The sequence below is a fragment of the Streptomyces sp. NPDC005281 genome (assembly GCF_040607495.1).
Lineage (GTDB): Bacteria > Actinomycetota > Actinomycetes > Streptomycetales > Streptomycetaceae > Streptomyces.
In genome coordinates this window covers 95,927-114,400 of record NZ_JBEXGX010000022.1, presented here as the reverse complement: position 1 = coordinate 114,400, position 18,474 = coordinate 95,927, and the positions used below count along the sequence as shown (strand labels likewise).

At 68.3% G+C, this 18,474-nt stretch carries 21 protein-coding genes and 3 pseudogenes; 8 read left to right on the top strand and 16 right to left on the bottom strand.

Features of this window, described 5'->3' with window-relative positions; genetic code table 11:
* Window positions 1-9: 9 nt before the first annotated feature.
* The gene (locus ABZV42_RS28255) at window positions 10-666 is read left to right on the top strand and encodes a diguanylate cyclase (protein ID WP_355989479.1); all 657 of its coding nucleotides are present in this window, start codon (window positions 10-12) and stop codon (window positions 664-666) included.
* 216 nt (window positions 667-882) lie between these two features.
* Here the strand turns inward: ABZV42_RS28255 and ABZV42_RS28250 are convergent, their stop codons facing one another.
* The 8 genes from ABZV42_RS28250 to ABZV42_RS28215 all read right to left on the bottom strand — a co-directional run bounded on the left by ABZV42_RS28250 (window position 883) and on the right by ABZV42_RS28215 (window position 6,810).
* On the bottom strand, window positions 883-1,554 hold the full coding sequence (locus ABZV42_RS28250; protein WP_355989481.1) for an HAD family hydrolase: 672 nt from the start codon (window positions 1,552-1,554) through the stop codon (window positions 883-885).
* 19 nt (window positions 1,555-1,573) lie between these two features.
* Window positions 1,574-2,539, bottom strand: coding sequence for an LLM class F420-dependent oxidoreductase (locus tag ABZV42_RS28245; RefSeq protein ID WP_355989482.1), 966 nt, complete (start codon window positions 2,537-2,539; stop codon window positions 1,574-1,576).
* A gap of 238 nt (window positions 2,540-2,777) precedes the next feature.
* Complete coding sequence (locus ABZV42_RS28240; protein WP_355989483.1) at window positions 2,778-3,791, bottom strand: ornithine cyclodeaminase family protein; 1,014 nt, start codon at window positions 3,789-3,791, stop codon at window positions 2,778-2,780.
* Complete coding sequence (locus ABZV42_RS28235) at window positions 3,737-4,012, bottom strand: DUF4235 domain-containing protein (protein ID WP_355989484.1); 276 nt, start codon at window positions 4,010-4,012, stop codon at window positions 3,737-3,739. Before ABZV42_RS28235 ends, ABZV42_RS28240 begins: the two co-directional genes overlap by 55 nt.
* Before the next feature lie 4 nt (window positions 4,013-4,016).
* Entirely contained in the window at window positions 4,017-4,466 is a 450-nt protein-coding gene (locus ABZV42_RS28230; protein WP_355989486.1) for a DUF3618 domain-containing protein, read from the bottom strand.
* Window positions 4,463-4,834: a phage holin family protein gene (locus ABZV42_RS28225; protein ID WP_355989489.1), complete on the bottom strand. Its 372-nt coding sequence runs from the start codon at window positions 4,832-4,834 to the stop codon at window positions 4,463-4,465. Before ABZV42_RS28225 ends, ABZV42_RS28230 begins: the two co-directional genes overlap by 4 nt.
* Before the next feature lie 220 nt (window positions 4,835-5,054).
* Window positions 5,055-5,588 (bottom strand): phosphatase PAP2 family protein, encoded by a 534-nt coding sequence (locus tag ABZV42_RS28220; protein WP_355989492.1) that lies wholly within the window; start codon window positions 5,586-5,588, stop codon window positions 5,055-5,057.
* A gap of 163 nt (window positions 5,589-5,751) precedes the next feature.
* The gene (locus ABZV42_RS28215; RefSeq protein ID WP_355989495.1) at window positions 5,752-6,810 is read right to left on the bottom strand and encodes a YihY/virulence factor BrkB family protein; all 1,059 of its coding nucleotides are present in this window, start codon (window positions 6,808-6,810) and stop codon (window positions 5,752-5,754) included.
* A gap of 792 nt (window positions 6,811-7,602) precedes the next feature.
* Between ABZV42_RS28215 and ABZV42_RS28210 the strand changes: the two genes are divergently transcribed.
* Entirely contained in the window at window positions 7,603-7,773 is a 171-nt protein-coding gene (locus tag ABZV42_RS28210) for a CsbD family protein (protein ID WP_355989497.1), read from the top strand.
* Window positions 7,774-8,693: 920 nt separating this feature from the next.
* Here ABZV42_RS28210 and ABZV42_RS28205 read toward each other — a convergent pair.
* From ABZV42_RS28205 to ABZV42_RS28195, 3 genes and pseudogenes are all read right to left on the bottom strand, one after another.
* The gene (locus ABZV42_RS28205) at window positions 8,694-10,454 is read right to left on the bottom strand and encodes a S8 family serine peptidase (protein WP_355989500.1); all 1,761 of its coding nucleotides are present in this window, start codon (window positions 10,452-10,454) and stop codon (window positions 8,694-8,696) included.
* A gap of 160 nt (window positions 10,455-10,614) precedes the next feature.
* Window positions 10,615-10,989, bottom strand: a complete 375-nt coding sequence (locus ABZV42_RS28200) for a hypothetical protein (RefSeq protein ID WP_356054143.1) — start codon at window positions 10,987-10,989, stop codon at window positions 10,615-10,617.
* A gap of 49 nt (window positions 10,990-11,038) precedes the next feature.
* Window positions 11,039-11,155, bottom strand: a pseudogene (locus tag ABZV42_RS28195) (thioredoxin-disulfide reductase); the annotation flags it as partial.
* Window positions 11,156-11,652: 497 nt separating this feature from the next.
* On the opposite strand from ABZV42_RS28195, the gene ABZV42_RS28190 reads away from it, so the two are divergent.
* Both ABZV42_RS28190 and ABZV42_RS28185 read left to right on the top strand, forming a co-directional pair.
* Window positions 11,653-12,495: a CAP domain-containing protein gene (locus tag ABZV42_RS28190; protein ID WP_355989503.1), complete on the top strand. Its 843-nt coding sequence runs from the start codon at window positions 11,653-11,655 to the stop codon at window positions 12,493-12,495.
* Window positions 12,496-12,658: 163 nt separating this feature from the next.
* A pseudogene (locus tag ABZV42_RS28185) lies at window positions 12,659-13,054 on the top strand (kinase); the annotation flags it as partial.
* 477 nt (window positions 13,055-13,531) lie between these two features.
* On the opposite strand, the gene ABZV42_RS28180 reads toward ABZV42_RS28185, so the two are convergent.
* Together ABZV42_RS28180 and ABZV42_RS28175 are read right to left on the bottom strand one after the other, a co-directional pair.
* Window positions 13,532-14,131 (bottom strand): hypothetical protein, encoded by a 600-nt coding sequence (locus ABZV42_RS28180; RefSeq protein WP_355989505.1) that lies wholly within the window; start codon window positions 14,129-14,131, stop codon window positions 13,532-13,534.
* A 180-nt stretch (window positions 14,132-14,311) separates the two neighbouring features.
* Window positions 14,312-14,848, bottom strand: a complete 537-nt coding sequence (locus ABZV42_RS28175; RefSeq protein WP_355989507.1) for a hypothetical protein — start codon at window positions 14,846-14,848, stop codon at window positions 14,312-14,314.
* A gap of 240 nt (window positions 14,849-15,088) precedes the next feature.
* On the opposite strand from ABZV42_RS28175, the gene ABZV42_RS28170 reads away from it, so the two are divergent.
* Together ABZV42_RS28170 and ABZV42_RS28165 are read left to right on the top strand one after the other, a co-directional pair.
* On the top strand, window positions 15,089-15,490 hold the full coding sequence (locus ABZV42_RS28170) for a helix-turn-helix domain-containing protein (RefSeq protein ID WP_356054141.1): 402 nt from the start codon (window positions 15,089-15,091) through the stop codon (window positions 15,488-15,490).
* A gap of 73 nt (window positions 15,491-15,563) precedes the next feature.
* On the top strand, window positions 15,564-15,761 hold the full coding sequence (locus ABZV42_RS28165; protein ID WP_355989513.1) for a hypothetical protein: 198 nt from the start codon (window positions 15,564-15,566) through the stop codon (window positions 15,759-15,761).
* Window positions 15,762-15,775: 14 nt separating this feature from the next.
* On the opposite strand, the gene ABZV42_RS28160 is transcribed toward ABZV42_RS28165, so the two are convergent.
* The 3 genes and pseudogenes from ABZV42_RS28160 to ABZV42_RS28150 all read right to left on the bottom strand — a co-directional run bounded on the left by ABZV42_RS28160 (window position 15,776) and on the right by ABZV42_RS28150 (window position 16,474).
* Window positions 15,776-15,946, bottom strand: a complete 171-nt coding sequence (locus ABZV42_RS28160; RefSeq protein WP_355989516.1) for a hypothetical protein — start codon at window positions 15,944-15,946, stop codon at window positions 15,776-15,778.
* A 1-nt stretch (window position 15,947) separates the two neighbouring features.
* A pseudogene (locus ABZV42_RS28155) lies at window positions 15,948-16,094 on the bottom strand (UDP-N-acetylglucosamine--N-acetylmuramyl-(pentapeptide) pyrophosphoryl-undecaprenol N-acetylglucosamine transferase); the annotation flags it as partial.
* A gap of 86 nt (window positions 16,095-16,180) precedes the next feature.
* Complete coding sequence (locus ABZV42_RS28150) at window positions 16,181-16,474, bottom strand: hypothetical protein (RefSeq protein WP_356054187.1); 294 nt, start codon at window positions 16,472-16,474, stop codon at window positions 16,181-16,183.
* A 389-nt stretch (window positions 16,475-16,863) separates the two neighbouring features.
* Here ABZV42_RS28150 and ABZV42_RS28145 point away from each other — a divergent pair, with 389 nt between their 5' ends.
* Together ABZV42_RS28145 and ABZV42_RS28140 are read left to right on the top strand one after the other, a co-directional pair.
* Window positions 16,864-17,700 (top strand): alpha/beta hydrolase, encoded by an 837-nt coding sequence (locus ABZV42_RS28145; RefSeq protein WP_356054139.1) that lies wholly within the window; start codon window positions 16,864-16,866, stop codon window positions 17,698-17,700.
* Window positions 17,693-18,298 carry a WHG domain-containing protein gene (locus ABZV42_RS28140; RefSeq protein ID WP_355986054.1) on the top strand — a complete coding sequence of 202 codons (606 nt, stop codon included), beginning with the start codon at window positions 17,693-17,695 and terminating at the stop codon, window positions 18,296-18,298. Before ABZV42_RS28145 ends, ABZV42_RS28140 begins: the two co-directional genes overlap by 8 nt.
* Window positions 18,299-18,474: the final 176 nt, after the last annotated feature.

Genomic DNA, 18,474 nt, shown 5'->3' with positions numbered 1-18,474 from the left:
AAGGAATCCATGAGCATCCACCGCGCTTCGACACTCACCCGCTGGCGGCGCTGGCGTTCGCAACCCGCGCTGCGCATTCCGGGCCAGGCCGAGGATGTGGAGAACGCCAACCGCAGGTTCCTGCTGTACGGCGTTCTGCCCCTGTGGTTCGTTCCCGCCGTGGCGGACTGGGTGATGCACCGCCGCTCGGACATCGAGCACACCAGTGGAGTACGGGAGTCCGCGGTGCACGCCCTGATGATGACCGAAGCAGGCATCCCGGTCGTCGCGGGACTGACTGCCAAGGTCAACCCGCTGGTTCTGTCGCTGATGGGTGGCGCGGCTGTGGCTCACGGGGCCACCGCGCTGTGGGACGTGTCGCTGGCCACCGACAAGCGCGAGGTACGGCCTCTTGAGCAGCACGTTCACAGCTTCCTTGAGGTGTTGCCGGTGACAGCTGCCGCCTTCACCGCGTGCCTGCACTGGGATCAGGTCCGCGCAACCTTCAGCAGCGGCGGCCAGGCGGACGACTGGAAGCTCGTGCCCAAGGAGCGCCCCCTGCCTGCGGGTTACCTCACGGCGCTCGCCGCAGGCGTTGGCCTGTGTGTCGCTCTTCCGTACGCGGAGGAAATGGTCCGTTGCCTGCGCGCCCGCAGGGACCGCGACGTAGCGCGAAGCAACGTCTGACCTGTTGCGGAATGCGTGCTCACTGGCGGGCTCGGCCTTCGAGCAGCGCTTGGATACCCTCGCCATCCGGAAGCGCGGGGTCGAACTCGCCGCCGTGACCTGTGTGATCAGCGATGGCACCTCCATCCCCAAGCCGACTCGGGCCGGGGCTCTGTGGCGTGCTCCGGCGGTCGCCGAGCACCGGGTACCCCGATCCCGGCGGTGGGACAGGTGCCGTCATTCCCGGTCGGCGAAGGCGCCGGTGTCCAGGTGGTCGAGCAGATCCGCGACGTCCCGGTAGACCGCGCCGGCTCCCGCCTCCTCCAGGTCGGCCCGGGGGATGCCGCCGGACAGCACCGCCACGGACGTCACCCCGTCCCGTGCGGCGGCCTTCATGTCCCAGACGGTGTCGCCGACGAATATCGCCCGTCCGCTCGGGACGCCGGCGAGCTCCCTGGCCCGCGCGACGGGGTCGGGGGCGGGCTTGCCCGAACGGACGTCGTCCGCGCTGGCCGCCCCGAGGATGACGTCGTCGGCGTCGATGGCGCGGCGCAGAGCGGAGAGTTCCGCGCCGCCCGCCGAGGTCGCGAGGACGATCTCCCAGCCGCGCCCGGCCAGCGCGCGCAGCAGTTCGCCCGCGCCCTCCAGCGCGGGCAGCCGGTCGAAGAAGGTGGCGTAGAGGGCGTGGTGTGCGGCCTTGAGCTGTCCGTCGTCCTCGGGGTCTCGGTCCTTGCCGAGCAGGTGTTCGATTAGGTCGTCGCTGTTGAGGCCGACCGCCCGGTGCACCTCGCGTGTGGGAACACGGTGTCCGGACTGCCGGAACGCCTCCCACCAGGTGACGACGTGCAGATGATTGGTGTCGACCAGGGTTCCGTCGACATCGAAGATCGAGGCTCGCTTCGTGGGCATGACGGGTGTCCTCACGTTCTTACAGGTCGCGGAGGGCGGGAAGCAGCTTCTGCTCCGCCCACTCCATGAAGGGCTCCTGGTGGTCCCCGCCGATCTGGACCAGAGCGACCTCGGTGAACCCCGCGTCGACGAACGGCCGTACGGCCTCGACGACGCTCTCCACGTCGTCGCCGCAGGGTATGGAGTCGGCCACGTCCTCGGGGCGTACGAATCGGGTGGCGCTCGCGAAGGCGTCCGGGCCGGGCAGTTCGGAGTTGACCGGCCAGCCGCCGCCGAACCAGCGGAACTGGTCGTGGGCACGGGTGATCGCAGCGTCCCGGTCGGTGTCGTAACAGACGGGAAGCTGGCCGACCTTGGGCTTGCCGGCTCCGCCGTGCCGGTCGAACGCGGAGATCAGTTCCGGTTCGGGTTCCGTGGCGATCAGGAGGTCGGCGAGGTGACCGGCGATCTCGCACGAGTGGTCGCCCGAGACGGCTAGGCCGATCGGCGGCGGGGTGTCTGGCAGATCGAAGAGTCGGGCGTTCTCCACGTCGAAGTGGACGCCGTGGTGGTTGACGTTACCTCCCTCGAAGAGAGCCCGGATGATCTCCACGGCTTCTTCCAGCATGTCGAGACGGACATGCGCCGCCTGCCATCCGCCGCCCACCACATGCTCGTTGAGGTTCTCGCCGGAGCCGAGTCCGAGGCGGAAGCGTCCCTGGGAAAGGAGTTGCAGGGTGGCGGCCTTCTGGGCGACGACCGCCGGGTGGTAGCGGGTCGTCGGGCACGTCACGTACGTCATGAGCGGGATACGTTCGGTGGCCTGCGCGGCCGCGCCGAGCACGCTCCACGCGTACGAGGCGTGTCCCTGGGAGTCCAGCCAGGGGAAGTAGTGGTCGGACGTGACGGAGAAGTCGAATCCGGCTCGCTCGGCGTGGACCACGTGGTCGACGAGTTCGCGCGGGCCGGCCTGCTCGGTCATCATCGTGTACCCGATCTGCACCATGTCGGTCTTCTCCTCCGTGAGGTCGGGCGGGACGGATCGGCGCGCGAGGGGCTGAGCCCGCGCACGACAACGCCCCGCGTCTCTTCGGCCGGGCTACCGTTCGGCCCCGAACCGCAGGTCGACCTCCTTCTCCTGGTCTCCCCACGCGGTGACTCCTTTCCGGCGGCCGGTCTCGGTCGGCGGTCGCGGGCCTCGCCCCCCGTGTCACCCGCCCGAGCGCCTGCGGCGGCCGCGCCTGTCAGGCGGACGGCTCGTCCGGCACCGGCTGCTCGGGGCGGGGGCTGCCGGAGTGCGGGGCGCCCCTGCGGCCGGTACCCGACTCGTCCGTGTCGGGTACCTCTGTGTCGGGCTCCTCGGCTTCGCCTTCCGCGCCGCTGCGCTCCGCCCCGGTCGGGCGGCTCTCGGCCGACTGCCCGGGTACGCCGACGACGTCCAAAGGGTCCTCGTCGGGTGCCGCCTGCTGATCGGGCAGGTCCCTCGGTACGGGCTTCTGCATCGGCCCCTCACCGGTCCCGGGGCCTTGCGGGCGGGGCTTGCTCACGGTGTCCTCCGTGGCGTCGTCGATCTCGCGGCCGGCCGGGTTGTACCCCACGGAGGTGATGTGCACCCCGGGGGTCAGCCAGGGGCGGCGGATCACGGGTTCGACAGCGTGCGTGGTCGCGGCGGCGATGTCCGCGCCGTCGAGCGCCTCGGCGTAGCTGGACACGGCCCGAACTTCGGTCTCCAGTACTTCTGACAGTTCATCGGCCAGGGCAGCGGCTTTCGCCGGGTCCCGGCCGGCCACGCGGATCAGCCGGATCGGGCGGACCCGGCAGATCGCGCGGGCGTGGGACCGCGCCTGCACGCCGGTGCCCAGCACTGCCAGCACCGTCGCGTCCTCGCGGGCCAGCAGTCGCGCCGACAGGGCGGAACAGGCGCCGGTTCGCGCTGCGGTGATGGCCGTACCGTCCAGCACGGCAGCGGGCTCGCCGGTGTCCGGATCGAACGCCACGATCAGCGCCTGATGTGTAGGCAGCCGTGCCCCGTCGTTGTGCGGGAAGAGGGACACCAGCTTGGTCATGAGCACCCCGGCCGACGGCAGGAAGCCCGGCATGGCCGCCAGGAATCCATCGCGTGCGGGTACCTGGGCGGCGACGCGGTCGGGTACCGAGGCGCGGCCCGCACTGAAGTCTGCCATCGCCGAGGCCAGGGCATCGATCAGCGAGTCCATGTCGAGCAGGGACTCGACCTGCGAGCGACCAAGAACAAGCATGCGCTGTCGACGGCGGCTTTGACGGGGGCGAAGATGGCGCCTTGCAGGGTGGCGGCCAGGAGGACTTCGACCCCGCCGCGTTCTTCGTCGGTGGCGTCCGGTGCGTCCTGGTCGTGTCCGATTACTTTCCAGGCCTGTTTGAAAGCGGCGCCGGCGATCATTCCGCTGACGGCTCCCAGGGCGAGCCCGACGGGCTTGTAGGCGATCTTTGAGGCTTTCATCTGCTCAGCTCCTTCTGCGGCCGCTGACCAGCCACAGCGCGGCAACGCCCGCGGTTGTTGCAAGGATCAGAGTGCGGTTGTCCCGCGCCGACTGGCCCGCCTGGGCGGTCTTCCGACGCAAGGGCTCGGGCGCCTTGTCTTCCCACATCTGTCCGGCCTGTGCTGCCCTGGTGCGGATCTGCCCGGCAGCCTGGGCGGCCCTGTCCTTCACGGGGTCGGGCAGCTTGTTCCGCAGTCGTGCGGATGCCTGCGCGGTCTTGGATTGGAGTTCGCCGGCCTTCGCGGCGGCCTGCTTTTTCAGCTCGGTGGCCTTCTGCCGGGACTGCGCTTTGACGTCGGTCTTGTCCGCGAGGGCCTGGACGGTCTCCCCGAGGGCGTGGCGCCGCTCTTCGATCTGTTGGCGAAGTTCGGCGGGGGTGGGGGTGTCCTTCTGGTCGGCGGGCGTGTCGGTCATCGGTGTGCGCTCCCTTTGATCTCGGCCACGTCGGCCTTCACGTTCTCGATCGTGCTCTGGGGTGTGAGGGGGGCCGCTTTGTCGGCCTGCTTCTTTCCGCCGAGGGCCAGGATCGCAGCGATCACGCCGAGGGCGGCTGTGACGACGAGAGCTGCGGCCCATACGGGCAGCACCAGGGCCAGGGCGGCGATCACGGTGGCGACGAGCGCCTGCAGCATCAGCAAGCCGACCAGGGAGGCACCCCCGAAGAGGCCTCCGCTCTTGCCGTAGCGCTTTGTCTTCTCCTTCATCTCGGCCTGGGCCAGTCTCATCTCGCTGCGCACCAACTCGGTCAGCTGCTGGGACGCCTGCTGAACCAGCTCGCCCACCGGTGCGTGCGCCCCGTTTGCGTCGCCGCTGGGGCCTGGACTGGACGGTCGTACCGAAGACACGCGATCATCTCCCGCTCGTTTTGTTCTGGGGCCGACAGCGTCAGGCCGGACCCTGATCGGCTTGAGTACCCCCAATAGCGCGTTCAAGGGGGGTAAATGTCTGTTACTACGCGAGCAACGCTCTGCGGAAAACGAAAGGACGGCTCTGACCGATGTTTCAGCAGTTGGGCAGCAGACGTCGGGTGAGCCGCGCGGCGGTGAGGCCGATGAGGGCCCCGGCGGCGACGTCGGTGGGGTAGTGGGCTCCTGACTGGACCCGTTCGACCGTCACGAGGGCCGCCGGCAGCGCGCACAAGATCCCCGCCAGCGGCATGGTGGGCGCTATGGCGGCGGTGAATGCGAAGGCGGCCGCGGTGTGCCCGGAAGGGAAGGAGGACGAGTCGGGACGGTCTTCGACCTCGTCGTGCGGGATTGACTCTTTGGGCGGCCGGGGCCGGTCGACCAGCATCTTGCACACTCCGTTGGAGACCAGCTGCGCGACAGTGAGTGCGACAAGGCCTGCGGCGGCGGACGTCCGTCCGCGTCTCTTGCCGAGGGTCGCGATCACCACTGCCGTGCCGAACCACAGCTTGCTGCCCTCTGCGGTCTCCTCGACCGCCGAGAGCACCCGCCCGATGCTGGGCGCGATATGGCCGGCTGCCTGCTGCGTAAGCTGGCGGTCCATCTCGCTGATCTCTGCTGCCAGTCTCATGAACGGTGAGTGTCCCCGGAGTGGCGATGCACACTTCCAAAACGATATGGGCCGGTGCTTCTCCCACTCAGGGTCTTCGGGACGGCATGCTGCGCGAGAATTGTGGGGCGCGGTTGAGGCAGCGCTCGCCGATGGTACTTCCGGTATGACTCACCAGGGCCGGCTACTCATCATCATCTTCGAGGCGTCGTCGGTCTTCCGCGTCCCATTTCCGGGTGTCGCGGGGCTGGGTGTAGGGCTCGCTCCGCGGTGACATGCCCCCCGCGATAGCCCGCTGGCGCACCGCCTCGGCGTCGAATTCCAGACCCAAAAGGATGGCCAGGTTGCTGATCCACAGCCACACCAGGAATATGACGACGCCGGCCATGGTGCCGTAGGTCTTGTTGTACGAGCCGAAGTTGGCTACGTAGAAAGCGAATCCGGCGGAGGCGATCATCCAGATCAGCAGGGCCAGGAAGCTGCCCGGGGTGATCCACTTGAAGCCTTTCACCTTCGCGTTCGGGCACGCCCAGTACAGGATGGCGATCATGACGGTGACCAGGAGGACCAGGACGGGCCACTTGGCGATCGACCACACCGTCAGCGCGGTATCCCCGATGCCCAGCGTGGCGCCCGCGTGACGGGCCACACCACCGGAGAAGACCACGATCAGCGCGCTGGCCACGGCCAGCAGCAAGAGCACGATCGTCACACCGAGACGTACCGGCAAGACCTTCCACACCGGACGGCCTTCCGGCATGTCGTAGACCGCGTTCGCGGCGCGGATGAACGCGGCGACGTAGCCGGAGGCGGACCACACCGCGACCATCAGTCCGACGATGGCTGCGATCGATCCGATGCCGGCGTTGCCCTGCAGCTGTTCAACCGCACGGGTGAGGATGTCGCGGGCCGAGCCGGGGGCCAGCTGGTTGATATTGTCCAGCACCTTGTCCGCGGTCGACTTGCCTGTGATGCCCAGCAGGGAAACCAGGGCCAGCAGCGCCGGGAACAATGCGAGCACTCCGTAGTACGTCAGCGCCGCGGCCCGGTCGGTCAGCTCATCCTTCTGGAACTCCCGAAGACTCCCGGTGAGGACCTTGCCCCACGCCTGCCGGGGTAGCTCCGCCGGCGTATCCGGAGCGCGCTCCTCCACCTCGGGCCCGGGGCCGACGGCCTCGTCGGGCGTCGCCACATCACTCTGACCGGTTCGCTTGTTTTGCCTAGGAGAGTCATTTTTTGTCATCCGTGCCGGGTACCCCTGCAAGCGTGGCTTAAGGATTGGCCCCGCGCCGCTAAACGCGCAGTTCCGCGTGCCAGGCGGGAGGTCACTTGCTCCTGAGAGTCGCTGAACTCTCGCGGCCGGCGGTCCTTGTGCACGTTCAATTTGTCCCAGACGAGCACGATCGATGCGCCGAGTTGTCGGTGGGCAGCGGCAGCAGGTCGCAGCAGTCCGTCCAGCAGAAAACCGCGTCTGCCGCCCGCTTGTGATCGACGTGCCGTTTGGGCCGGGAGATCAGGCGGGAGCGTTCGCCCTGCCTGTAGCAGGCCAGAGCGGCGACGAGAAGCGGCGCCGGGAGCATCCGCGCACCCGGATCACCGGGGTATGCCCGCGCCTGACCCTGGTGCGCGTTGTGGGCGGCGGCATCTTCGTTGAATCACGCGTCCGTGTTGACGCGCAGCTTGGCGGCCGACCGAGCCTAGGATCGATTCTCCGGAGCGCTAGTCGATCTGCCAGTTGACGGTGCCCAGCTTGGCCAGGCGGATCAGCGCGACCTCCCAGAGCGCCGCCGTCATGTCCGTGCGGCGCCGTGAGCTGCGCTCGGCCCAGAGGGTCTTTCCGGTTGTTCGGCTCGGGTGCCCACCCGCGTCAGAGAGGGTTGGTTGGCATCGGTGTCACGGCGTATGCGTTTCCACCGAGCAGCGCCTAGGCCCTCGCATGCTCCGGGCAGGCTTCCGCGGATCAGTTGCCGGGCGGTATCTGCATTTAAGTTCTATTTTGGCAGCGTCACCGGTTCTCTTCAGTAAGGAGCAAGACATGGCTGGCAAGGGCGACAAGATGAAGGGCAAAGCGAAGGAAGCGATGGGCAAGGCCACCGGCAACGACCGGATGAAGGCCGAGGGCAAGATGGAGCAGGCGGAGGGCAAGGCCAAGGAGGCCATGGACGACGCCAAGCAGTCCATGCCCGGCAAGCGCGACAAGCACTGAAGCACCGGTAGAAGGGTCCGCCTCCGAACCGCGGGGCGCGGGCCCTTCACTGAGTCGGGGGAAGGGCTGCGCCGGAGGGGGCGCGGGACCGGGCTACGTGGGGGGCGTGTTGGTGGTGCGGAGCATCGTCTGGTTGGCTGGACAGCCGTGCGGCTTCGGAGGGTAATTGCCAGCTATCTGCCTGTTCGACTGCTTTCTTGATGCCGTGCAGGGTCTCGCGCAGTCCCCCGTCGATTGGACCGCGTCACCGTCACAGCCCACATCGATCGGGTCTGATGCACGGTTGGGCACCTCCTGCTGGGTCGTCCCCAGCCCTCACTGCTGCGGGGACTGACACGAAAATAGAGTCAATCGTGCAGGTCAGATCGCTGTAATGGGATCGAAGCGGAGTGTCAGTCCGAGGCTGTTGGCTTCCTTGACCATGCGGCGCATGGCGCGTTGCGGGTCTCGCTGATGGGGTGGTGCGCCCGCGAGCGCTTCCATCAGGTCGCCGGGTGATCCTGCCGCGGCTCGATGCCGCCGGACAGACCTTCGGGGGCGCCGGTCAGACCCTCGGCCGCGCCCTCTGCGCCGCCGCGCGGGTGTCAGCAGGTCGAGCCGGCCGGCACTCCTCGGGGCCGCGGCGCGCGCAGCCGCGGCCCCGCTGCCCGTACGGTCAGCGCGGACACGGCCCTGCAGCTCCTCAGGGAGGCGCACGGTGAGCTGGACGCCGGTCCCAGGCCGTTCGCGGCCTTCCTGGACGTCTCCGGCGTATGGGCCCCGACCGCGGCGTTCACCGCTGCCGAGGCCCACATGCCCTCTGCCACCCAGCAGTTCGCAGCCCTGGCCGAACAGACCGCGGCCCGCCTTGTCCGTGGCCGCGGGCAAGGAGCTGTCGCCGGCGCAGTGCGTGTTGTACGTGGGCGTTGCCGGGCCTTGCGCTAGAAGGTCAGGTTCCAGGCGTCGATCTTGCCTGTGTCGGAGGCGGCGTTGTCGTTGACGCGCAGCTTCCAGGTGCCGTTCGCGACCTCCGAGGAGGCATTTACGGTGTAGGTCTGGGCGATGTTGTCGGCGCTGCCGCCGGCGTGGTTGTGCAGCGTGTAGACGGTGCCGTCCGGCGCCACCAGGTCGACCTTCAGGTCACCGATGTAGGTGTGCTTGATGTCCACGCCCACCTTGAGGGTGGCCGGGGCGTTGCCGGTCACGCCGGTTACGGCGATCGGGCTTTCCACGGTCGCGTTGTCGTTGATGGCGAAGTCCGCGAGGTTCTCGAAGTACTTGCCGGGCGGCGGGGTGGTCCCGACGGCCTTGAGGGCGTCGACTTGTCCTTCGCCGAAGAACGAATTGTTGGCCGTTGTGCCCGTGCAGCGGCTGTCCGAGGGGCAGGCGATGTCGTTGGCCTGGGCGGCCAGCTTGGCGCGGATCTGCGCCGGGGTGATGCCCGGGTTGGCGCTGGCGATGAGTGCCGCCACGCCGACCACGTGCGGGGTGGCCATCGAGGTACCGCTCTTGCTGCCGTAGCCGCCGCCGGGGACGGTGGAGTACACGTTGCTGCCCGGCGCCGCGACGTCGATGACGTCCTGCCCGTAGTTGGAGAACGAGGCCTTGGTGACACCCGTGCCGTTGGCCGCGACCGTGACCACGCCCGGCAGCTCGGTCGGGATGTCGAGGCAGGCGTTGGTGATGGTGCGGGTGGCCGGCGTCGAGTCGTTCGGGCTCGCGGAGTCGGTCGTTTTGTGGGCGAGGTCGTAGTTTTCGTTGCCCGCGGCGGCGATCTGGAGGGAGCCCTTGCCCTCGGCGTACTCCTGGGCGCGCTTGACGCCCTCGATGATGGCGGCCTGGTCGATGTTGTCCGGGCAGTTGAACTGCCACGGGTCCGTGTAGTAGCTGTTATTGGTGACCTTGAAGCCGTGGTCACCGGCCCAGACGAAGCCGCAGATGGTGTTCTCGGCGAAGAAGAAGGAGTTGCCCGGCTCGGCGACCCGGACCGCGGCGATCTTCACCCCGGGGGCCACGCCGACGACGCCCTTGCCGTTCTTGGCCGCGGCGATGGTGCCCGCTACGTGGGTGCCGTGCGTGTCGACGTCCCGCCAGGCGCCAGCACGGGTGTCGGGCTTGCCGTAGGCGCAGGAGACCGAGTCGGCCGCGTTGAAGTTGGGCGCCAGGTCCTGGTGCTGGTCGTCCACACCGGTGTCCAGGATGCCGACCGTGACGGCGGCGGAGCCCGGGTTCACGGCCCAGGCCTGGTCGGCCTTGATCTGGCTCATGTCGGCCCGGACCGGTTCTCCGGCCGGGGTCGAGGCCTGAGCCGGATTGGCCGGGAGCGCCGGGTTGTAGGCGTCGGCCGGGACGTCCGAGGTACGCGTGGCGCCTACCTGCTGGACGCCGGCGACGCCGCGCAGGGTGGCGGCGAATCCGCTGGACGCCGAGTGGGCGACGATCACGCCGATGGCGTCGAAGCTCGAGAAGACGGTGCCGCCGTTGGCCGCGATCGCGGAGCGGACCGCCGAACTGTCACCGGGCGCGGTGATCACAAGGTAGGCACGCGTGCCGGCCACCCAGGTCGCACTCTGGGAAGCCGGCACGGCGGCCGGAGCGTGGGCCTTGGTGGCCGGTGCGGTGGAGGAGGCGACGGGGAGCGTGCCCGCGAGGGCGCCCGGCGCGCCGAACGCGAGGGCGGTGCCGAGCGTGGCCGCCAGCACCAGCGTGCGTCTAGGTCTGCTGGATATGTGGGGTATCAATGCATCCTCCGGAGACGGCCCGGCCGTGCCGAGGGCACCGGCGGGGCCGTACGAAACGAGTGGTGGATGCAAGATGTCAGGCGCGTGCTCCCGTACGGAAGTACCTTTCCGTACAGGGGCGTTATAGGGGAATGGCTGAAAAGAGACGTACTTCGGGCATCGGGGGATCGGGATCCACCGGGAGCTCGGCGACGTCGACCGCGCCCTGGCGTACGCCGCCGACCTGGTGCCGGCCATCGACGGGGTGGACCGGCTGCTGGCGTGGTGGCTGACCGAGGTGCGCCCGCAGTTCGGTGACGAGCCCGCCGACGGACAGGCCGTGCTGCTGCCCAGCCGCCGGCACACCCTCGAGGGCGGGCGGCGTCCGGCCTGTGCGGTCACCCTGCGCGACGGAGACCAGCGTCCGGAACCCGTCCCACTGGGCTCCACAGCGCAGCCCGGCCGTAGATCGGGCTCGGGCACGGCGGCGCTCAGCATCGGTTCTGGCAGCATCCACGTCGCAGTGGATGCCTTCCACCGGATGTCCCGGTGTTGTCCTCTTGCCTTTACACGGCGACCGAGGCGAGGGCGTGTTCGTCGCCCAGCGCCGCGAGGTGGCGTTCGGCGTCCAGGCGGCCGCGAGCGGCGGTGATGGCCTGGCGGTAGGCGTGGTCGACGACGTCACGGCACCTACGCCGGCGACCTCGACGCGCTCCTGCGCACGGTCATTGCCGCCTGACTGCCCCCCGCCGGGCATTGAAAGGGTTGTGGGGAAAGTCGGTGACATCCCTCACACGCCCGGTCCTCATCAACGTGCCGCGATAGTACGTGGCGTGTGGCTGATATAGGCGGATCTGACATATGGAAGCAGGCATACGCGGCATCTCGGCCGGGGTCACCGGCCCGGGTCACCGGCCTCGAGCCGCCGGACCGCCTCTGCCGCCCTTCTGACGGAGTGTGAGGCGCCGACGGCGTCCGGCGCGGCGGCCCGGCACAATCCCGGGCCGGACTCAAGGGTGCCCTCGCCTACTAGGTGAGGTAGTTGAAGCCCCCGTTGTCGTACCCTCCCGCAGCTTTTAACAATGACGGCCCCGCAAGGCGTCCCCGCAGCTCAAGCGCAGTGTCTGTGCGAAACCGAGCCCGCCGGAGGCGCAAGGAGAGTCGACCGAACGAGGTCCGCATGAGGAACCACCGGAAGCACGGCAGGAAGACGCGCCGCCGGCCCATAGTCGTCGCCGTCCTGGCGATGGGCGCGGTGGCGGTGCCGTCGGCCGCCATGGCGTGCATGGGCGACGAAGGAGCCGAGGCCACCACCGCCACGTCCAGCGGTCCCTGGACGGACGGGAGGAAAGCGTCCTGGGACGGACACCGGACGGACGGGAGGAAGGCGTCCTGGGACGGGCACCGGGGGCGGGACGTCCGGACCGCGAAGCCCACGGCGACGGCTTCGCCCTCGGCCTCGCCGACGACCTCTCCCAGGACTGAGGCGCCCGCCCCGGAGAAGTCCAAGGCGCCCGTCTCGAAGGCGACCACCCCGCCCGCCCCGACGAGGACCGCCGCCGCGCCGAAGCCGACCGCCGTGCCTCCCTCGACGACCGCCTCACCGAAGCCGCCCACCATCACGGCTCCCGCCGCAGGCACAGCGACCCCCGCCGTCGCCCGCGTGGTTGCCCTGGTCAACAGCGAACGCGCCAAGGTCGGTTGCTCCCCGGTCACCCTGAACGCGAAGCTCTCGCAGGCCGCCCAGGCCCACAGCGCGGACATGGCGAGCCACAACACCATGTCGCACACCGGTTCCGACGGGTCCGACCCGGGACAGCGGATCACGCGCGCGGGCTACCTCTGGAGCACCTACGGCGAGAACGTCGCGTACGGGTACTCCACGCCCGAGCAGGTCATGGCGGGCTGGATGGCCAGCGCCGGCCACAAGCGCAACATCCTGGACTGCGGCTTCAAGGAGATCGGTGTGGGGGTGGCGCAGCCCGGCAACTACTGGACGCAGGACTTCGGCACGGCCCGCTGACGCTCACGGGGCCCACGCCCGTTATGGCCCGCCGACCATCACGCCGGCCGCGGCCGCTCCGCTCGCTCCGGAGCGGCCGCGGCCGGCGTGGGTGCCGTTCTGTCCAGGGCGCAGGTACTGCGCGAGTCCGGGTCGCCAAAGAAGAATCAACGTGAGGGCCCTGATGGTGGCCACCGAAGAAACCCGGCTGGTCGTGGTCTGCGGCAACAGCGCCTCAAGGAAGTCGTCCGTCGCGGTCGGCCTGCGTGAGCAGTTCGGCCGCGGCCTGGCCCTGGTCGGCCAGGACAACCTCCACCGCATCGTGCTCCGGGAGTGCGACCGGTCCGGTGCCGTGAACATCGGCCTGATCGACCTGACCGCCCGCTACGCCCTGGACGCCGGATTCCACGTTGTGGTCGAAGGCATTCTCTACGACATGCTCGCGCAGCTGCGCGCCGACCACCGCGGCCCGACCCACAGCTACTACCTGGACGTGCCGTTCGGCGAAACCCTCCCCCGGAACGCCACCAGGCCGATCGCCGACGACGTCAACGAGACGCAGCTGCGCGACTGGTATCGCCTCGACCGCACCGAGGGCCAGGAGCACGCCCTGTACGTAGCCGTGGAGAAAGACACCCTGCGCCAGCAGCTCACCGGCTGGCTCGCCGAAACGGGCGTCCCGGTGCTCATGGTCCGCGGCTTCAGCTCCCAGTCGTACGCCGACGTCGTCCGCGTCACCCGGGGCAGCGCGAAGCCGTTCTTGTCGTGGTCGGTGACTTCGACTGCCCCGGCGAGGACATCGAACGGGACTGGGTGGCCCGTACGGGATGCTGTAGCCGGACCGAGCGGGTGCTGCTGACCTACCACCGGGCGGTCGCCTACGAGCTGCCCGCAACCGAGGGCAAGCACGGCGACCCGAGGTGGCCGGCCTTCGCCCGCCGCTACGGCTTCGACCCTCGTCACCCGGTCCAGTGGGAAGTCGAAGCGCTGGAGCCGGCCGAGCTCCAGCGCCTGGTCCTCGCCGCCGTCGGCGTACCTTCTCCGGGCTGCTGTCAGCTCAGATCGTCGGGGTGTCGTCGATGGTTTCCTGGTGCGGTTCGACGATGAACTTCCAGCCGGCGCTGGGCTCTATGAACCGCACTCGGGTGGGGTAGATGTCCAAGGCGCGGCGGTCGCGGTTCTGGCTGCTCGTGCTCTTTCGCCCGCGGGCCGGCTCTTCGAACAGGTCGACCTTGACGTCCGGCACCGCCACGACTTCCTCGTTCCAGCGCTGAACGATTCCCGCGCCGAACGCTTCTCTTGCTGCGGTGTAGAGCGACTCCAGAGATTCGTTGTTCCCGTTGGGCACGAAGAGAGCGAGGTTCAGGAGGACGCCGGCACTCTGGAGAACCTCGATTTCTTCCCCAGCCTCGTCGGCAACCCAGATCCCACGCTCTTCAACGTTGCTCGGAAGAACATGAATTTCCTTGCCGAAAATTGTCCTTGCGATGTAGGATCCTCCATCGAAATACTTTCCCGGCTTCGTGAGGAAGGCCGGAGCGTAGCAGTCGAGAGAAAGATCGTCCAGCTCTGCCGAGACGAAGATTTCCTCCTGGAGGCCCAATTCTGAGACTTCCTCGGCTGTAAGACGTCGAGCCGTAACCTTTTCGGTGTTCACGCTATTTCTCCTTCTTCGTATGGCCATGGACAGTCCGAGGATCCGCTGCTCGCGGCTTGGCCACGGCTCCACCAGTAGGCCTGGGTTGGGGTCGAGGCGAGTGGTGCCGACGGCTGAGCGCGTTGCTTGAGATCGCCGCCCCGGACAAGATCCCAGACACGGGACCCGGGCGGCAAATCTTCATGGGAAAGGCGAAGGTGACAGCATCGCGTCCGGACACCGTGGGCTTCCGGACCCGCCCCTCCGTTCAGGCCCCGCCCGCGTAGACCTGTTGAGCTGTATCGGTTTGTCGGTATTGATTTTTCGACGTGGATGTGTCAGCACGTGGAGTTTTGATAACGGCCGGTTGGTTTGCGTGAGCAGTCCCAGCGCCGATATCAGGTGATTCTCCTGCCTGGAGTGAAGGAGTAAGAGACAGGCGGGATGGGCGATACGGCCGCGGCCGGGGAAAAGGGCGCGCTCATCCAGCTTGTGGGCCAAGGCCCGGTTGAACGACTTCTTGATCGAAGCGCGGCGGCCCTTGAGTGAACCGGGGAAGCCATCCGGGTGGTACTTCAGCTGGAAGATCCGCAGACCGACCTGCACATCGATGCCATCGTCGCCGCCGCGCCCTTTGACTACGATCACCGGCCCGCTGTCATCGAACATCCGGTGCAGCAGCGCCTCGACATACCGGTCGAAGGCCGGCCGCCCGATGCGGTCCCACCCGATTGCCACGTCACTCGCCTCCCTCCAGCATCGTCACATGCGGGTACGACAACGAGGCGGAATGATCTGTGCGAACTCCACACGGTCCCTCACGACGCAGCGCGAGCGCTGTGCGGGACGGCCTGCCCGGCATGCGCGTACCGATCACGGCAGCAGCATGTCGGTGTGCAGTCTCGGAGATGCTTGACCGTTCGTACTCTGGACACGGTTAACACCTTCGGCTGAACGTTCGCCGTCTCCCAACTGCCGGTGCGGCAGTGTGCTTCCGTCGAAATCGTGGATGTGCAGCAGTTGGCCGAGTACCGCTACCGGGCTGTCCGCGAAGTGCTCAGCGGATCTCCGATCGGTGAGGTCGCGGCCCGGTATGGCACCTCTCGCCGGACTTTGAACAGTTGGCGGCGGCGGTTCGAGCAGGAGGGCATGCCTGGTCTGTTGGACCGTTCCCGAGGGACCCGCTCGACGCCGTTCCGATGTTTGGCGGCGCCGCGCGCGCGGCTGTCGTGGAGGCCCGGGCGGGGGAGGACACCGGCCTGGAGACGTCGGAGGGCTAGCGTAGGGGGGCGCGCATCATCGACGCGAACACCGGGGAGTCAGCGAAGGGTTGCTGGCTTCCCACCTGCTTGTAGCCCCACGACTCGTACACGGTCTTGAGTCGTCCCTCCGACCGGGCTGGGTTGACCAGCAGCGTGACCCGCTGCTCCTGTCGCTGGCTGAGCAGCTTCTCATGGAGGGCGCGCGCCGCGCCCTGGCCGTGGGCGCCCGCCACTGCTTCCGTACGAGGATCTCGTTCAGCGCGAGCGTTCTGGCCCCGTCCTCGGCGGTGTACTCGGCGGGGAGCGGCTCCTTCTCCGACTTCCACCAGCCCGTGTCTGGGCCCAGCGGCACGGCGAACACGTACCCGATCGGCTCGTCGCCCGAGTAGCCGATGACCGCTTCTCATCCCGGCCGAGAAGCGTACGTCGTCAGACGGTCGCTGAACCGGTCCGGGGCATAGAAGGGTTCGCCCATCAGCCCGAACTCGCCGCGCACCTCGACGTGGATGGCGACGATGAGCTTCCGTACCTTCTCGACGTCGTTGGTGCGGCTGTAGGTGATCGTGCCGTTCATGCAGCTGCCGGTCGAAACCGTGAAGCCCCAGCGCCTCAACCGCCTTGTCCGCATGCCCGGTCAGCACCTGCGGGCGCACCGGGTTCCCGGTGACCACCGCAAGACCACGTACCGCCTCGGGCAGCAGGGCCACCGTCGACTCCGAGGACGACCTGCGCGATCTGACACAACCGCACCATCGGCGCACCCATCACCAGATCACTCATCGCCTACGACCACTGAGCCACATCGAAACTACTCGTCTAGATGCTGCAGAAGCGGAGTGCGGCGCTGGTAGCGCACCGTCGGCTCGTCGACCTGCTCGGCGAACGTCCGACGACCGCAGCGGGGGCTGTCGCAAAACAACGGCCGCACCGACAGGCCGACAGGCACCGGGCGGCCACCGAGAGCGAGGTCGCCCAGCGTGCGGACATAGCGGCTGTGCACGCGTGCTGAGCGCCCCATGCCTGCGGCCGGCGCTGTCATCGAGCTCGCCCAGAATGAGGGCAGAGCCCGCAGCGACATCACGCCAATGGACTTCCCACTCATCCAGCGCATGCTCGGAGCCGTGAGCGAGCACATGCACGCTGTGCGCACCGAACTGTGGAGGCGTTACCTCGCTCTCATCGTCGACGGCTTGCGCTCCCCTCAGAACGGAGTTCAGCCACTGTCTGAACCCGCCCTCACGATGGATGAGTGGGAACAAGCCCAGGAGCCGGTGGCTCCGCCGAGGTGCCACGCCAGGTGGTCGCCGCCAGGACGTCTCCCGGCACGCTGATACCTCTCTCCCTCCACACGAGGCACAGGTGTGGTTCGCGCGGGACGGTGTCGAACGGGAACGCGCATCCGCGTCTTTGTCCTGTACGGCTGGGGTGTTGACCCACGTTGCTAATGACGCTAGCCTTTGGGTAATCGCGTTAGCCACCATGGAGGACGACATGACCGAGTACCTGGAAATCGGCGACAACACCATCGCCTTCGACGTGACCGGGGAAGGCCCCCTGGTTGTCCTTGCGCACGGGATTGGCGACAGTCGGCACTCCTACCGCTTCCTCGTCCCCGGCCTGGCCGCCGCCGGTTACCGGGTCGCCAACGTTGACATCCGCGGGTGCGGCGACTCCAGCCTCGGCTGGGAGGGCTACAGCCGCACCGACATCGCCGGCGACCTGGTCGCCGTCGTGCGCCACCTCGGCGGCCCGGCCGTGATCATCGGGCAGTCGATCAGCGGGGGCGCTGCGACCATTGCCGCCGCCACCGCACCTGACGTGATATGTGGCGTCGTCGAACTGGCCCCGTTCACTCGCGCGCAGCCGGTCGACCTGGGCGGGCTGATGCGGGTCAAGCGTTTCCGGACCGGGTACACGCAGATGGCGCAGGTCATCGTCCGCGGACGCCTGGCGAACTGGATCAAGTACCTCGACGTCGCGTACCCGGTTAAGCCCGCCGACTGGAACGGCGAACTCGCTCGCATCAAGGCCAAGCTGGACGAGCCCGGTCGGATGGCGGCCTTGCAGGCCATGTGCAAGGCCAACCCTGGCGACGCCGGCGCCCAACTGGCCCACGTCACCTGCCCGGTCCTGATAATCGAAGGCAGTCTCGACCCCGACTGGGCTGACCCCCGCGCCGAGGGGGAGAAGATTATCGCCGACCTGCCCGCCGGTCTCGGTGAGCTGGTTGTGATCGACGGCGCCGGACACTACCCGCACGCCCAGACACCCGATCAGGTCCTCGCGCTGGCCCTGGCGTTCATGGCAAAGACGGCTACCAGTGCCTAGGGCCGGACTCACGGCGGCAGCGGTCACCGAGGCAGGCGCCGAACTGGTCGACGAGATCGGCTTCGACCAGTTCGGCATGGGCCTGCTCGCCGAGCGGCTCGGGGTCAAGACCCCCTCGCTGTACAAGCACGTCACCGGCCAGGCCGACGTCACCCACCGGATCGCCGTCCTGGCCATGAACGAGTGCGCCGACGCCATCCGCGACGCCACCCAGGGCCGGGCCGGCAGTGACGCCCTGATCGCCGGCGCGCAGGCGATGCGGACGTTCGTCAAGGAGCACCCCGGCCGGTACGCGGCGGCCAACGCCGCGTGCCCGACCGGGGCGGACGACCCACTCATCGCAGCCAGCAACCGGGTCGTCGCCTCCTGGGCAGCCATGCTGCGCGGGTATCGGATCGATCCCAGCCAGGAAATCCACGCGCTGCGGATGCTGCGCACCGTTCTGCACGGATTCGCCTCCCTGGAAGTGGTCGGCGGGTTCCAGTTCAGCACTGATATCGACGACAGTTTCACCTGGATGATCACCTTCATCGACCACGGCCTGCAGACAATCGCAGCAACCCGCACCACCAGCGCCCCCGCTGAGGGCGATTGTTGAACGGAGCCTGCCGGGCGACGCGGCCGACTACCTAGTCCGGGAAGTCGTAGCGCCCTCGGGTGAAGTGGTTCAGAGCAGGTGTAGTACTTGAACAGAAGGGCGAAGCCCAGGCGCGTCGCGCCCGCCTTCCCGCAGGTCAAGACTGATGCCTCGTCAGTAGCCAGGTCGCGGGTGTC